Genomic DNA, 17,250 nt, shown 5'->3' on the forward strand with positions numbered 1-17,250 from the left:
TTTTTAATTAGTTTTAACTCCCACATATTTAAATAATATATGGATTGGATAGATAATTCTTTGCTTGCTTTAATTATAAGTTGCGGATTTCTTTTAATAGTTATTAGCGTTGTTCGTATTAAATGGAAAAAAGGAGCTCGCTTATATGCACTAATATTAGTACTTATCGTTCCCATTTTTGTTTTTGTTTTTAGTTTATACGCAAATATTATCCATGAAAATGATAATAATCTGGTTGATACAATTTCAAGCCGAATAAAGCCAAGCGATAGTCTTGACCTAACTAAAAATTTAATAAACCCAAAGATACCAGATAAATATTTTATTTGTTTGGATATTAGTGCTACCAGTGATAAAAAAATAGCAAGTACACCGGATTGGTTCAACAAGAATAGTTTTTATGAAATATGTAAAAAATTAGGAGTAGACCAAGAAAAGAGAGATCAATTTATTCCTGTCTTTAAAGATACTATTAAACGTTCTCATTTAATTCAGTTTAAAACTCTTGAATTACTAAGTACACTAAATGACACTATAAACAATAGATTCCAAATAATCACCTTTGGGAAATCATATAAGGTAATATATCCTCCCGATAAAAACAATTATTTCACAAAAGCAACTTATGACAACAAACGTAATGCTGGCAACAATATTCTAGACTTAAAATTCAAAAATAAAGATACTGATTTTGAAAACCTCTTTACCAGCCTTTTAAATTCTCATCAATATGGTCCTCTAAACTCTAGAAGTAATTACATTCCTTCTAGTAAACACATAGTTATCCTCAGTGATTTCGAACATGATGTAAAAGGTCAAAATAAAAAACAACAAAAAGCTGCTTTTGATAATGTTGGAAAAAAATTGGAAACCATTGTTAAGTCTGATTTTAATCTCGTATTATTTAATTATAATTACGTTAATAAGCAGTTACCCATTATTAATAAAATAGATAGTACCCTAAAAAAGCATAGGATAATATATAAACACTACGGATATCATGACAAAAATCAATTCTTATTCAGTAGCTATATTTTACCGATTAAAATTAATATGCCCTATTTTAAAAATTCTTTTGATAAGTCTATTGCTCATGTTACAAAATTTCCAGTAAAAGAAAAAGATTTTGTATGGGTATCTCTAGAAAATCAAATAGGAAGTAATTATTCTTGGAAATTATTGAAAAAACATACTAGTAACTCTAATAATAATTGGACACCTTTTATAGATGGTGAGAAAAATTTATTGAATGGTATTAGAAAAGACATAGATTGTTTTACGATAAAATATGAAGGGCCCATCCCTAACCGGTTTCCTAATACTAACTTAAGAATATTACTGCCGAGTCTAAAAAAAGAGGTTATAATTGGTTTTATTTTTACCAAGAAAGCACCAAATTGGTTTGCCTGGTTTGTTCTAATAATCTTAGGTGTTATTTTTATCTTGGAAATTATTTACATAATAAAATATACAAGCTTGATAAGTTTTTTTAATGATTTATCAAATAAGCGAGTCGCCTAATTCTTATTAGTTTTTAATATGTTCAATTTTAAACTTTTATTGCTAAACAATTTGATAATAATTTACAACTTTACTTTATTTAAATTCCGACCAATCAAATACCATATATCATGAAAAAAATAAAAATCATAGTATTTATAGCGGTTATACCTTTTTTATCAAACTGTGAAATGCAAAAATCATCAAAAAACGATAATGATTTTGAATCATATGATGACAATGATATAGCCTTACTAATTGATCGTTATTGTGGTCACCCAAACGATGCCCAAATAACATTAGAAGCTTTAGGGGCGACTGATGAGGTGCTTGAAGCGAGCGACCCAAGAGACATTGCAAACCTTATTGAAGACAGTAAAGAGTTTGCCTTAGACAAAGTAGAAGAGGATCCTCATTATTTATTTGGCTTAGGCAGAGCTGCTTACTTTTTTGGTTATAATCAAAAAGCTACACAATGGTTAAATATAGCTGCCGAAAATGGCTCAGCAGCCGCAAACGCATATTTAGGCTATATTTCTTATTATGAAGACGAAAATGTTGATAAAGCGCTTTCATACCTTGAAATTGCAATGCAAAAAGGGTTTAATGATCTTCAGGTAAAAGAAGTATATGGCTATTGTAACTACAACCCAAAAAAAGAAAAATTCAATGAAGTTGGTATTATTACAGCTTTATTCAACAAAGATTGGAGTTATATAAACAACAAAGAACTGAGTGAATTTTATTTGGCAAAGTTACACGAAACGCTTTGGAGTAATGATATTTTATGGCTTGCTGAAGACCCTAAAATATTATTGGAATTAGATCCCGCTTTATCTAGGACTACAGCTGCATGGGTTGAAAGAGGGTTTTCTTTTTTAGGATTAGGTTCTGGCGCTAATGCCATGCAATCTTCGGCTATTCAAGACGCTAAACGATTAGCAATTCTTTATAATAGTAATCCTATCGCTTTCCGTAGAATATATAATAGCATATCTGAATACGCCAACCATAAAAATTAAAATATATTGAAAGTCTTAGTAAATATCATAGCATTACTATCTCTTATTTTCTCTGTTCATTTGGGTATGACCAGTATAAATGGTAATCCAAAAAAGAATTTGCCAAAATCTTTTAAAAGAGCTGGTAGTATTAAAGGTAAGTTCAATAGGGCCTCCCATAAAGGTTTTGCTAAAAATAGGTTTAACAGAGCTTCCCGTCCAACACTCAAAAAAAAATTCAATCGGTTTTCAAAAAAGGGATATGCAAAAACTAGATTTAACTCTAACGCTCGCAAAAAGAGTCTTAAATATATATATAACAAAAAATCAAAAAAGAACTTTGCAAAACGTAGTTTTAATAGAAAGTCTAGTCATTACAGGTTAAAAAACAAGTTTAACCCACCAGCAAAGAAGGGTTATATAAAAACTAAATTCAATAAACTAAGTAGTCATAAACCCTCAAGGCTTTATAAATCTGCGCTTTCAAAGTACAAAAAATCTGATCTCACGAAAGCTGGAAGAGAAGTAACTAAACACCCTAATTATTTTGGATTTAAAAATAATAAGGCATTAAGAGAAAAATATAGATCTGATAATGCAATAAACAAACTTGGCGCCCAAAAATTAAAAAACATCTTAAGAAATGGCACAAGAACCAGAGGTTCTGGTGGTAGATACCCCAAAGGGTGGATAACCTACACTTTAAAAAATGGTACAGCAGCATCATGGCATTCAAATGGTGATTTTATTGGTTTTAGAGGGCTAAAGAATACTCAATAGAGTTATGTTAGTTAAAATGTAATTATTGACAATGTCTATTATAAAACTAATATTTAGACGTTAACTTTTTAAAAGTAAGCACTTTCAAAATATTATTAGCAATTAATTTATCACGATACATTTTTCTCTTTTATTCGTATAATACACTTTTAAAACCCTTAATAAAAAGAGGGGTACTATATTCAGCACCCCCATTTAAAACTAACTTAAATTAAAATCAAAAAGATCACTAGTATCTATTAACTAATAACCGGGGTTTTGTTCCAAAATCCCTGAAATTAATTGTGCGCCTGGTTTAGGCAACAACCTATTGATTTCACTAACTCCAGGATGCTCACTTTGATTTACTTCTACAACCATTTTTCTTCTTACCAAATCATGCCAACGATGTCCTTCAAAAGCTAATTCCCAATTTCTTTCATCTAACACAGCTTTGTCAAAATCGTCTTGAGACAATCCTGAAGGTAAATCTGCTAAACCTGCTCTTTGACGAACTGCATTTATTGCATCATAAGCAGCTTGAGAAGGTCCACTTTCTGCCATATTTGCTGCTTCCGCATATATTAACAGCACATCTGCATAACGAAGAATTGGTCTAAACCCTTCTCCATAATTAGCACCAGTTCTTCCTGCATCCCTATATTTTGCTATATGTGGTTGTACACCTGCTTCAGTAAACGTAGTACCGTCAGCAAATACTGATGTAAAAGAGGCATCTTTTCTAGGGCTATCTGGGAAAGCATTAAAAAAACGTTCTTCGCTGAAGTAATCTCCCCAGCCACCTTCACCATTACCCCAATGTCTTGTTGCTTGATGCATATGACTCCCAAAAGCCCCTTCTTGCTCTATCGAGCCATAAAAAGTAAATATAAATTCTGGAGTGGTTAACTTTTTTTCTTGAGTCCATAAATCAGCAAAATTAGGCTCTAAGTTGTAAACTCCTCCTATTATTTCTGCTGCCTTGTCTCTAGCATCTGCATACTTAGTAGCGTCTTCTATTGGCCAACCTGCCATAGTTAAATAAACTTTAGCTAACAAAGCCTTTGCTGCTCCTCGTGTAGGTCTGCCCTTTTCTGAAAATGATGTTGGTAGCCCTTCTTCAGCATCTTTTAAATCATTTACAATAGAAGTATAAATTTCTTGTACTGTAGCTTGTTTTAAATTTTCAATATCTCCTTGGTTTTCAAAAGTTGTTAATTGTACTTCTCCGAAAAAACGTACCAAGTTAAACAATGCCAAAGCTCTAAGAAATTTGGCCTGACTACCTAATTCTGCTAATTTTTGATCAGATATTTCTGTAGCATTTTTTAAATTTCCTATAATAGTATTAGCATTGGCTATACATTGGTAATGTTGTTTCCAAAAACCACGAACTATTTCTTCATTATCATTGGGGTTTAATCGATCTATATTTTTAAAAATATCTGCATCAGAACGCACATCTTCTGCCCCAGAAGCTAATAGTAAATCATAGCCATAATCATAAGAACTCCATTCACTATATAATGGTCTAAATGTCCCAACTAAAGCTGCTTCAAACTCACTTTCTGTAGTAAAAAAACTATTAGGGCTTAATAACGATGGTGGGTTTTCTTCAAATTCCACATCTGCACATCCTTCTAATAAAGATAAACTTAAAATAGTTATCAAAATAACAATTGCATTTTTCATATATATATTATTCTTTTCCATTTTTTAAAATTTTATATCTAACCCTATAGTAAATTTCTTTTGAGATGGGTAAGAGGCAGTATCTACGCCTGCAAAAGCATCAGCACCTCCTGAGTTATTAGATTCTGGATCATACCCTGAATAATCAGTAAACGTAAATAAATTAGTACCCGTGAAGTATACTTTAGCTGAGTTTATTTTTAATGATTGTATGACTTTATTTGGTAAATTATATCCTAACGTTATGTTTTTAACTCGGATATACGAACCATCTTCTACCCAACGGCTTGAATTACGTTGATTTCCCAACACATCATGACCAGGAACATTTGTATTCTCATTGGTTGGTGTCCATCTGTTTAATAAAGCGGTACTTAAACCATCATTTCCTCCTTCAGTTAAAAATCTACCAATATTTAAAATATCATTGCCTTGTACGCCTATTATAAATACATTTAGACTTAAATTATTGTAGGTAAATGTATTATTCCAACCAAATGTATAATCTGGTAATGCCTTAGCTATATTAACTACATCATCGCCATTTATAACACCATCATTATTTTGATCAACATATTTAGGAGACCCAGGAGTGACATCATAAGCTGCAGCTAATATTGCTTCATCACTTTTCCATACACCATCATATTCAAAACCTCTGATTAATCCTATAGGCTGTCCTACTTCTAACCATAGGGCGTCAGAAAATCCTGGAGTACCTGCACCACCTATTGACAATTCTGTTTCTCCACTATTTAATGCTATAACTTCGTTATCATTTTTTGTAAATGTTATATTAGAACCCCATGCAAAATCTCCTTTTACAATCGGTTTTCCTGATAGGGCTATTTCAAATCCTTTATTTTCTACTTCCCCTGCATTAACTAATTGTGTTTGAAAGCCAGATGCTTGAAAGAGCTGTCTTTCTAATAAAAGGTCTGTTGTATTCTTTTTATAATAATCTGCAGACAAAGACAATCGCCCATTAAACAAACCTAAATCTAGTCCAATATTTAATTGTTCTGTAGTTTCCCATTTTAAATTTGGGTTTCCTGCCTGTGTAGACAAACTAAGCCCAGTTGTAAGTGCACCTCCATTAAATGATACATTAGAGCCTGTTCTTAATTGGTCTAGAGATTGATATGGTCCAATAGCTTGATTTCCTACTTCTCCATAACTTCCTCTTAGTTTTAAACTATTAATGGTGTTTGTATTTTCTAAAAATTTCTCATTCGATATATTCCAAGCAAAACCAGCAGAAGGAAAATACCCCCATTTATTATTAGTTGCAAATACTGAAGAATGATCAGCACGATAAGTTAATGTAACAGAATACCTATTATCGAAAGCATAATTTAACCTTCCCATGTACGACTCTGTATCTGAATCTTCGGCGTAAGAACTTGGTTTTGTGGCTTCACTACCCAACTCTAAAGCATTGTATAATGCTGCGTTTGTTAAAAAGCCTTTTCCACTTGAGAAATTACTATTAAACTTGGTGCTTTGTTGTTCAAAAACTCCAGTAAGTTTTACGCTATGTTTTTCATTAAATAGCTTCTCATAAGTTAAAATGTTGGTGTTTTGATAACGACTCCATTTACTATCTCCTATTGAAGCCTGTCTATCTGTTTCATCTCCATTAACAACTCTTTCATTATAATAAAAGTTATCTTCACTATCATTTAATTGGTAGGATATACCAACACGTGCAGTTAAAGCATCAAAAACTTTATATTCAACAGAAGGGTTGAACAATATCGTATTTGAATAATTATTTCTAATAGGCTCCAGCGCTAAAGCTACAGGATTATATTCCGTATTTGAACCTACGCCTCCTCCAGGTTGAGAATAACTTCCATCTGCTTCAAGTATTGGCTTCGTTGGTGAAAATAACAATGATGCATATACAGGACTCCCAAACGCATCTCTTGTATTTAATACTGTTGGGTTATCTTTAGCAAAATTTGTAAATGAATTTATATTTACTTTTAATTTTTCACTAAGTTTTAAACCAATATTTACTCGTCCTGAAAACTTTTTATAATTGGATCCTATTATAATTCCTTTTGCTTCAATAAAGTCTCCAGAAATGTTATAATTTACATTATCAGTTCCCCCTCCAATAGTTAAATGGTGATTCTGAGTAGTTCCAGTTTTAAAAATTTCATCTTGCCAATCGGTTCCTCCACCAGCAGCAAAATCTGTTAACTGTTGGGATGAAAAAATTTCTGCTAAACCTCTTGCTACTCTATTTCTATTAATATATTGAGCATATTGCGAAGCATTCATCAAATCTAACTTTTCACGAACACTATGCAATGTTGTATAACCATTATATGTAAGTGTTGGCTTTTCGTTTCTTCCTTTTTTAGTTGTTATCAAGATAACACCTGAAGCTCCTCTAGATCCATATATAGCTGTTGCTGATGCATCTTTCAATACCTCCATAGATTTGATATCATTTGGATGTATATCACTTAAGCTTACTCCTTGAGTGCCATCAACGATCACAAGTGGATTGTTACCACCATTAATAGAACTCACACCTCTAATTCTAATAGATACATTAGAATTTGGGGAAGCATCATTACTATTTACTTGAACTCCTGCGACTTGTCCTTGCAACACTTCATCAGTTCTAGCTAATGGAATACTAGTCAATTCTCCAACTTTAACTGAAGTTACTGCTCCTGTAATATCACTTTTTTTCTGAGTACCATAACCAACAACAACAACTTCGTCTAATTTAGATACATCTTCTTGTAATATTACGCTTAATTTAATTTGATTGTTAATTGATATTTCTTGGGTTAAATAACCTACATAACTGAAAACCAATATACCAGTAGATGGTGCCTCAATGGAAAAATTACCATCAAAATCGGTGGTAGCACCTATAGTCGTTCCTTTTAAAAGAATGGTTACTCCTGGTAAAGGTTGATTATCCTCAGTACTTGTTACTAACCCTATTATTGTTTGTTGTGCCAACGACACCGATGTTATTAATAAAAACAGCAGTAATACGCCTAATTTTTGTTTCATAATATATTTTACTTAATAGTTAATTCTGTTAATAATATTTTTGTTATTATTATCTTAAAAAATAGAAACTTTAAAATCTTTAGTGGTTTGATTTGCTACATCTCCACAAAGTCCGAAATCTACCCAAGCATCTAATGTCTGGATGCGCATTCTTGTATTTCCTGTTGCTGCGTTATTAGGAACTGTTAGTGACTCACTAAAAGGACCGTCATTTAATTGAGCATCCAATCCAAATTCAATAACCAACTCTCCAACATCTTCAAAGTCTCCATCTGCATTCCAATCAATCCATACCTTAGATTTAGACCAATTATTTGATTGAACTAAATCTAATGTAAAGGAGTTTCCAATGGATGTGCTTAGAGTTTCAGTAGTATAAAACTCATAATTCCCTGCAGGTTGCGCTCCCGAATAATTAAGATTAGTATCTCCACCTGTTGTGGTTACTGTATCTGCATTATATCCCCCAGTACCAGAAATACTGCAATATGATACTCCTAAAATTTCTACTTCAAAATCTTTAGTAGTTTGATTTGCTACATCTCCACAAAGACCATAGTTTGTCCAAGCATCTAAAGTTTGAACACGCATTCTTGAGGTTCCAACTGCTGCATCTACCGGTACATTTATCATATCATTGAAAGGCCCATCATTTAACTGAGCATCTAATCCAAATTCAATTACTAATTCACCAGCATCTTCAAAATCTTTATCACCATTCCAATCAATCCATATTTTAGATTTTGACCAATTATTAGACTGTGTTAAAGAAATAGAAAATTGAGAATCAGTAGTAACTACTAATGTTTCAGTTGACAATTCATAATTATTTGTTGGTTGAGATCCTGAATAATTAATATTTCCTTCAGCACCAGTTGTTACAATTGTATCGGCATTATATCCTCCTGTTCCAGATATTGAACAATATTGCAAACCTAGAATGACTGGGTCTCCACTGGTCGCTAATTGAATAACTGCTGTTTTTTCGCCCTGAATTGTCATCGCTGTAATAACTGCTACTCCTGGAGATATGGCTGTTACATTCCCATTAGCATCAACAGAAATCACACTTGGGTCACTAGAAGACCAGGTTACCTCTTTTATACTCGCATTTTCTGGTGTAAAAATTACATTATAAGACGTTTGGGATGGATTAGCAGACACAACTTCCTCCAAAGCGATACTTTCTACTTTAATAATTACGTTTATTGTTACTGTTTTAGTAATATTTCCATCAACATTTTTAGCTGTTAATATAGCCTCACCCAAGCTAATACCTTTTACACCTGCAACTAATCCGTTTTCACTAAATTGAATCTCAGCAACTTGTTCATCACTTGAAGACCAAGTCACTTTCTCTGTAGTTGTATCTGGAGATGGTGTAACAATAATTGGCTTTACTTCATTAATACTTAATTGCAAAGCAGATTCACTTAATTCTATTTCATTTAAAGAAACAGTTGTAAGGTCATCCTCTTCACAGGAAGAAAACAATATCATACTTAAAGCAAGTAATGACATTAAAAAATTAAGTTTGTTTTTTTTCATAATTTATTGTTTAGTTGTTTATGAGTTAGGGAATAAAAAAATGCGCATTATAAACATTAATGACATATCTTTTTATTTACGGTCTAAATTATTGGAGTTATAAAAAAAAGACGTGTTAGGAATTCATAAATTAAGGTTGGTATTTTCGTAACCTCCTGTTTTTACACGCTTTCTTACTTTAAAGAATAAAAAAAACATCAAAAACTGACTTTTGATGTTATTAATTAATATTCTTTAAAGATTTAATATCTTTATGTTATTCAGAAAAATGATCTTTAACAAACAACGAAGGACTTTTACCAAATTTCTTTTTAAATTCCTGACTAAAATGCCTTCTATCTGTATACCCAACTTTAAAACAAACATCTGTTATCGAGATTTTTTGTTGTTCTTTTAATAATTGGGCTGCACGCTGTAAACGAAAATCTCTTACAAACCCGATAATCGTCATACCGGTCATTGCTTTAATTTTTTTATAAACATTAGAATGACTCATCCCAATATCTTTAGCCAATTGATCGACATTAAATTCAGACTCTTCAATATTTTCTTCAACTATTGTTACCAATTTGGTTAAAAATTCTTCATCGGGAGAGTTCAATGCTACATTTTTAGGTCGTAACAAACCTTCTTTTAAATAACGATCTCGTAATAATTCTCTAGTCTGTAAAAGATTTTTAATTCTTATTTTTAATATAGCTTCATTAAACGGTTTGGTTAAATAATCATCTGCACCCGTTTCTAAGCCTTCAATTTTATCAGAAATAAGCGTTCTAGCAGTAAGTAATATGACAGGAATATGGCTAGTTCTAATATCATTTTTTAATTTAGAACAAAAAGCTACGCCATCCATAACTGGCATCATTATATCACTCACTACCAAATCTGGAATAAATTCTACAGCCATTTCTAAACCTTCTTTTCCATTAGAGGCTTCTATAACCAAATAGGACTTTGATAATACGCCTTTTAAGTAGTCTCTCAAATTTGTATTATCTTCTACTAACAAAATTGAAGATTTAGACTCTCTTTTAGAATCTTCATCTACTTCAACATCACTTCGGTCTGCAACATAGTTTTCTATATTTTCATCTTCATGAACTCCTTTTATTATTTCAGCCTCTTTAAAATGCATGTACCCAAGGGGTAATTTAATTGTAAATACACTCCCTTTTCCCAATTTGCTGTTTACCTCAATCTTTCCCGAATGCAATTCGATAATATCTTTAGCTATAGACAATCCTATTCCAAACCCTTTGGCTTCATTCGTATCGTCTTCTTTTTGATAAAAGCGTTCAAAAATATTTTGAAGTTTGTCTTTTTGAATACCTTGACCTGAATCACTTACTATAATGTTAACATACTTACTATCTTTCGTTACTTTAATTTTTATTTGATTTCCTTCTTCACAAAATTTAAAAGCATTAGATAGTAAATTAAAAATTACTTTCTCTAATTGATCTTTATCAAACCAAGCCTTTATATCTGAATCTGTTTTTTTAAACTGATAATCTATTTTCTTAATAATGGCTTGCTGTGAAAAATTTAAAAAAATCTCATTTGTAAAGTCAACAATATTGCTTTGTGTTACTTTTAATTTAACATGTCCCTCTTCTAATTTTCTAAAATTCAATAATTCATTTACTAAATGCAATAGCCTATTAGTATTACTTTTTATTGTTGAAAGCTGATTCTTTTTGTTTACCTCTAAATCACTCTTTAATAAATTATTTAACGGACCTAATATTAGGGTTAATGGCGTTCTTATTTCATGTGATATGTTTGTAAAAAAACGCTGTTTCGCTTTATGCAATTTATCTTCATGTTCACGCTGTAATTTTTCTAATACCAATCTGTTCTTCATTTGAGACCATCTCAAATAATAACGCTGAAATAATGCCAACACTATTACTAATAGTATCGAATACAAAACATAAGCCCACCATGTTCTCCAATAAGGTGGTAGAATATTTATATGAATATTTGCTATATTGCCTACATTCCACATTCCATTTTGCTCTTTACTTTTTACTTTAAACTTGTATTCTCCCGGAGATAAATTAGTAAATGTTGATGTGTTTTGTGTGCCAATTTCTCGCCATGCATCTTCAAATCCTTCCATTTTTACAGCAAACTGAGTATTATTAGAAAAAGGATATTGTAATGATGAGAAACTAAATGTAAATACTCTTTGGCTATAGGTTAAAGTAATACTGTCTTGATAAGATATATGATTTTTAATAACAGACTCCTCGCTACCATGAACACTTTTGTTTAGTAGCTTAAAATCTGTAAATACAACTGGGAATTCTGAATTATATTCTTGAATAGATTTTGGGTTGAATGAAGTAACACCTCTATTTCCTCCAAAATACAACATACCATTTTTATCTTTAAATACTGAAGCTATATGGAATTCTCTTTCTCTATCTGAAAATGCCTGAATTCGTTCTAAATCTATATTGTACTTATAAATACCCTCTATTGTACTAAGCCAAATATTTTTTTCATTATCTTGTATTAACCCAACTACGGCATTATTATTTATAGCATTTCCAATACTAAAATTTTTAAAAACTTTGGTTTTTATATCAAAAAAACTCAATCCTTCTTTAGTTCCTATCCATAAGTTCCCTTTATCATCTTTTATAAAGCTAAAAATGTAATTACTAGCAATAGCATTAGAATTATTTTTATTGACGAGATAATTGGTGAATTGATTTGTTTTAGGGTCAAAAAAACTTAATCCTCCTCCAAAAGTTGCTATCCATAATGTATTATCTTTATTCAATAAAATAGACAAAACATTATCACTTGGTAATGACTTCGAATTTGTTTTACGATGTTTAAAAGTTGTAAACTTTTGTTCTTGTACATTAAAATAACTCAATCCACCACCCCAAGTCCCTACCCATAGATCACTAGATGGTAATTCTACAATCGACCTTACATCATTATAGGGTAATGAAAAATCATTATTTGCTTCTCTTTTAAACTGTTTTACTTTTTTCTTTTTAGAATCTAATAAAACAAGCCCATTCGCAAAAGTACCTATCCAGTATTGATTCTTTATTGAAGGTTTTATACATTGAATAAAATCGCCACCAATAAATGAATTATGTTCTTTATTATAAAATTTAAGTTCTTTATTATCAATATTGAAAACACTTAACCCCTTACCATCTGTTCCCATCCAAAGTTCTTCATTTTCTTTATAAACAGATAATATTGGAGATGTATCATACCCCTTTATATCACTATAAAAAAGCAGGACATCATTAGATTTTTTTTCAAGAATATTTATTCCTTTCCATGCTGTACCAATCCAAATATTAGACTGATTGTCTTCAAATATAGCATTAACTGTATTATTTGTTAAAGCAGTTTGTAAACGGTTATCATGCTTATATTGATTAATAACAAGCTTATTATGAAAATTGCCTTGGATTTTTAGCACGCCAGATCCATCAGTACCAATCCACAAATTATTGGTATTATCTTTCTGAATCGTTCTTATAATTGATACATCTTGATACTTAGAATTCTTTAAAAAATTTGTTAATGTATTATCTTTTATATTAAACTTTAACAAGCCAGCACCATTAGTTCCTATTAACAATTCACTTTTGTTTATTGATGTAATTGCATTAATAAATTCAAAATTGATTTTACTATCTAAGCTAAACCTTGTAAAAGTTTCTGTTTTAAAATCAAACTTGTTTAAGCCACCCCCATAAGTCCCTATCCAAAATACATCTTCCTTTTGTTCAAAAATACTCCAAACACTATTATGACTTAAAGATAACGTATTGTTTATCTGATATATAAATGTCTTAAATGCTTTAGTTTTTTTGTTAAAAAGGTTTAAGCCATTTTCTGTGCCTATCCAAATTCTATTATTTTTATCTTCAATAATTGTATGTACATCATCAGATGAAATAGATTTTACATCTTCCAAATTTGATTTATAATTAGTAAAACTATTTTTAATAGGGTTATAAACACTAACCCCTCCACCAATGGTACCTATCCATAACTTTCCTTGACTATCAATTTTTAGAGCTGAAATATCATCAGAGCTTATTGAGCTATTTTTTTTATTAAAAACTTTAAAAGAGGTTCCGTCGTATCTATTTAATCCATTCTTAGTACCAACCCAAATAAAACCTAAACGATCTTGAACAATAGCAGTAACACGACCATTCGATAATCCTTTATCTATGTTCAAATGTTTAAATTGAATTTGATTTTGCGTATTACAGATTATTGTAAAACCAATAATAAAACAAAATATCAGCCGATATTTCACCATAGTTTTCAAGTTTCAAGTATTTAAAATCTCCTTTTATAAAATAAAGAATTTTTTGAAACCAACTATCCTAGAGGCAGTTTTAGCTTTAATAAAATTCTGTTTATAAAACTTTTGGCTAATGTGAAGCTGGATAAATAGTTCCTCCATTGCCCTCTCCTCCTATAACAGCATTGGTTTCTTTCATAGCAATCCCAACATTTACTTCTCCTTTTTTTCCAGCTTTTTATTAAATACGGCTTTAAACTCTTTTTCAAAACTCTTTCTGATGATAAATACGAATTTTTAAAAACCAGCTTCTAAGGCATCGTACAATGAAAAATCTAGATTGTATCACCTTCTGGGATAAAGTTTTCTATTTGTTTTAAGTCTTTATAACGACTTCCCATACCTGCTGTTAAAACTACTAAATGTGAAAAAAGATGAATTCTATTTCCGGGATGTTATTTTGCAATTAATAGTTTTTTAGTAATTATTTCGTTCATCTTTGTTCTTATTTTTACAAAGTAGAATCCATTAGCCAATTCATTAGAAAAAACTATATTTTTATAGGTTTTAAAAGCATTAAGCTTTACACGATGAACAACTTGTCCTCTAATATTAAACAGAACTACATCAAGGCTTTCATTTCTAATTTTGGGTAGTTTAATAGTCAACTTATTATGTTTTAACGGGTTTGGAAATATTTTTATATCTTCATATTCCTTAATATCATTGACTGCTAAAACAGGAGAGGTATCAATTATAAAATCTTTAATAGCTGAATTTTCTAATGTGCTATCAGGAGTAGGAATACCACAAGGTATACTAGGTATCGCAGCATTTTCATAGGTCCATGCATCTCCTGAAACAATACGCATTTTAAAAGCTCCAGTTATTGCGTTCGAAGGAACAGTAATATCCATATCATACGTAACGGTGGCATCTGATACTTTTTCAGGACTTAGAGGTGTTAATCTTTCTCCTGCATCTGCAAAATCGTTATCAGCATTCCAATCTACCCAAACTATAGACCGTGACCAACCATTACCATTGCTAACCGATAGATTAAAAGTATCTCCTTTACCAATTTTTAATTTCTCATCAACAGCTGTATAATTATTACTTCCTGCGCCACCCGTATAATTTATATTTTTTGTACCCCCAGTAGTTACTACCGAGGCTACATTATAATCTCCTGTACCAGTTACAACACAATGGGGATCTAGCAATTCTAAATTAAAATCTACGGTTCCAGTTTTATCTATCGTACCACAAGGCGCTGGAATTGCTAAATCAGATTTTTTAACTTGAATGCGCATACGCTTTTCGCCCCATAATACTCCATTTGGAGCAGTAATAGGCATGGTATAAGATTTGGTATTGCTACATGTATTTGCTGTTCCTCCAGAAAAGACCATTTCACCAGTATCTTCAAAATCTTCATCGTCATTCCAATCTATCCACACAGCAGTTCTTGCGCAATTAGAAGCTGCAGAATTTTGAAGTTCTAATGTAAAACTACCTCCAACTGGAATGCTCAATTTAGTTGCAGTATGATATTCGTAACCAGTAGTTGGGTATTGAGATGTAGAAAAATTTATGTTATTTATTCCTCCTGTTGTTGTTAACGAACTTACATAATAACTAGTATCTGCTTCACCATTTGCTTTGCAATATGAAAATGTACCTAGTACTAACTCTTCAATCATTTCTTGTCCTCTTTTCACTAAAGTTTCTGCACCAGGTCCACTAGTATTATCAAAGGCATTTATAATACTAGTGAAGGCTGCAAGTTGTTGTTGACTATAATCATCGGAAGCACTCTCTAATTGTGTTTTTAATATTTTTAATTTTTCAAAGTCTTGAATACCATCTCTTAGCATAATCAACCTTAAACTGGGTAAATATTTTGAAGGACTGTTATTTGAGTTTCTATATACCATAGCAAAATCTCCTGCCGTATGTGCTCCGTCTTGTATATTAAAAGGGTCTGAGGATCTCCAATTATCATAAGCCCAACGCAAGTAACCATCTAATCCCTCTTTTGTGGCATGCCAACCCATCCAAGTCATTTCTGCCAAGTTAGTATCTGATGCAACATAACTATTAGGGTGTACTTGTGTACAACTGGTATAAAAAGTAGTAATTTTTCCTGTCCTGCCTGTTGTAGATGTGGTTCCTAATATTCCTGAAGCATCATATAGTTGGCTGCTATTAGAAGCTGATAATACCGCTGTATGTGCAATACCTATTTTCCATGCGCTATTATTATTTTGAACCATACTAAATACATTGTTCAGTTTGCTTTGCTCTACCTCATCTAAATACAAAACGGTTTTATTAAACCATCCTTTGCTATCTAAAAACGTTTTAAAAGCATCTAAAAAATGATCCCAACGGGTATTGTATGTTGTAGAGCCTATAGCTGCATTTAAATTAGCTATGGAGTTGGTAGCTTCATTCCAATATGGGATCACTGTTTCATTCCAACCTACGGGTGAGAAGCAATCTATTTGCTTTGTTATGCCCCAAGACATTAATGTGGTTACATACTTATCGAAAGCTGTAAAATCATATTCCCAAGTGCCATTTGTTTTTCGTATCCAACGAATCATCGATGGCATTCCAAGAGCACCATCTTTTATCTGTGCTGCAATTCCTTTTTGTCCCATGTCGGCTAATATTCTATAGCCTGGTTCAAATAAATCGAAATGTTCATCAGACCAAATAGTCATTGGACTGCCTGGATTAGCTGTATTATAATGATTTAGAATCTGGGTAGGAAATTGCCATAAATCTAAATGAAAATCCCAATTTACAACGTCTGGTAATGTATAATTGACCACGTTTACAGAAATATTAAAAACCAGTGGTGCTGCGCCACCATTTACAGTAACTGTACCTGTATAAACTCCAGCTACCGCTGTATTGGGTATATCAATAGTAAGCCATAATTTTAAAGGATCTGAAGCGGATAAAGACGTAGTTGTCACATCACTTAAAGCATCAATAATCTCAACCGTTGTGGAATGTGTTGGATACTCTGAACAAGTTCTAGCCTCTGGGTCACCTTTAATATATTGACCAAAACGTAATTTTATATTCGTTGACGATATTTGATCTCCTCCCTTAACCAAATTACTTACAGTGTAACTTAAACCATTAATATTAGACGTACTCCATAATACAATTTGTTTATGAATACGATCCCCTTTCCAAGCCACAGTATTCCAATTTTGAGTTTGTGTTCCCGAAAAACTTTCATTCTTTTGATAACGTTTAAATTTTGAGGTATAAGAGCCTTTTATAGTCTGTGTGTATGAGGTAACACTTATACTCAGGGACAAAAAAAATAGTAATATTCGTAAATTCATAGCAATTATTTTTGTAGTGATTTTTAATACCAATTCAACATTA

The 17,250-nt window shown here is 31.6% G+C and carries 8 protein-coding genes and 1 pseudogene; 3 read left to right on the forward strand and 6 right to left on the reverse strand.

Translation table 11 applies throughout. From position 1 onward, the window contains the following. Window positions 1–39 precede the first annotated feature (39 nt). From Q4Q47_RS18725 to Q4Q47_RS18735, 3 genes are all read left to right on the forward strand, one after another. Window positions 40–1,521 (forward strand): hypothetical protein, encoded by a 1,482-nt coding sequence (locus tag Q4Q47_RS18725; protein WP_303308168.1) that lies wholly within the window; start codon window positions 40–42, stop codon window positions 1,519–1,521. A 110-nt stretch (window positions 1,522–1,631) separates the two neighbouring features. Then, window positions 1,632–2,522, forward strand: a complete 891-nt coding sequence (locus tag Q4Q47_RS18730) for a tetratricopeptide repeat protein (RefSeq protein ID WP_303308169.1) — start codon at window positions 1,632–1,634, stop codon at window positions 2,520–2,522. A 6-nt stretch (window positions 2,523–2,528) separates the two neighbouring features. Next, window positions 2,529–3,281, forward strand: coding sequence for a hypothetical protein (locus Q4Q47_RS18735; RefSeq protein ID WP_303308170.1), 753 nt, complete (start codon window positions 2,529–2,531; stop codon window positions 3,279–3,281). A 243-nt stretch (window positions 3,282–3,524) separates the two neighbouring features. Here Q4Q47_RS18735 and Q4Q47_RS18740 read toward each other — a convergent pair whose 3' ends face one another. The 6 genes and pseudogenes from Q4Q47_RS18740 to Q4Q47_RS18765 form a co-directional block, all read right to left on the reverse strand. Next, window positions 3,525–4,973 (reverse strand): RagB/SusD family nutrient uptake outer membrane protein, encoded by a 1,449-nt coding sequence (locus tag Q4Q47_RS18740; protein WP_303308171.1) that lies wholly within the window; start codon window positions 4,971–4,973, stop codon window positions 3,525–3,527. 3 nt (window positions 4,974–4,976) lie between these two features. After that, window positions 4,977–7,994 (reverse strand): SusC/RagA family TonB-linked outer membrane protein, encoded by a 3,018-nt coding sequence (locus Q4Q47_RS18745; protein ID WP_303308172.1) that lies wholly within the window; start codon window positions 7,992–7,994, stop codon window positions 4,977–4,979. A gap of 54 nt (window positions 7,995–8,048) precedes the next feature. Next, on the reverse strand, window positions 8,049–9,542 hold the full coding sequence (locus tag Q4Q47_RS18750; RefSeq protein WP_303308173.1) for a GEVED domain-containing protein: 1,494 nt from the start codon (window positions 9,540–9,542) through the stop codon (window positions 8,049–8,051). A 256-nt stretch (window positions 9,543–9,798) separates the two neighbouring features. Then, a complete protein-coding gene (locus tag Q4Q47_RS18755; protein ID WP_303308174.1) occupies window positions 9,799–13,770 on the reverse strand; it encodes a hybrid sensor histidine kinase/response regulator transcription factor in 3,972 nt (1,323 codons plus the stop codon). Between the two features lie 202 nt (window positions 13,771–13,972). After that, a pseudogene (locus Q4Q47_RS23870) lies at window positions 13,973–14,074 on the reverse strand (hypothetical protein); the annotation flags it as partial. 220 nt (window positions 14,075–14,294) lie between these two features. Beyond that, window positions 14,295–17,207: a glycoside hydrolase domain-containing protein gene (locus Q4Q47_RS18765; protein ID WP_303308175.1), complete on the reverse strand. Its 2,913-nt coding sequence runs from the start codon at window positions 17,205–17,207 to the stop codon at window positions 14,295–14,297. Window positions 17,208–17,250: the final 43 nt, after the last annotated feature.

Source organism: Flavivirga spongiicola (assembly GCF_030540825.1).
In the GTDB taxonomy this organism is placed as follows: Bacteria; Bacteroidota; Bacteroidia; order Flavobacteriales; family Flavobacteriaceae; genus Flavivirga; species Flavivirga spongiicola.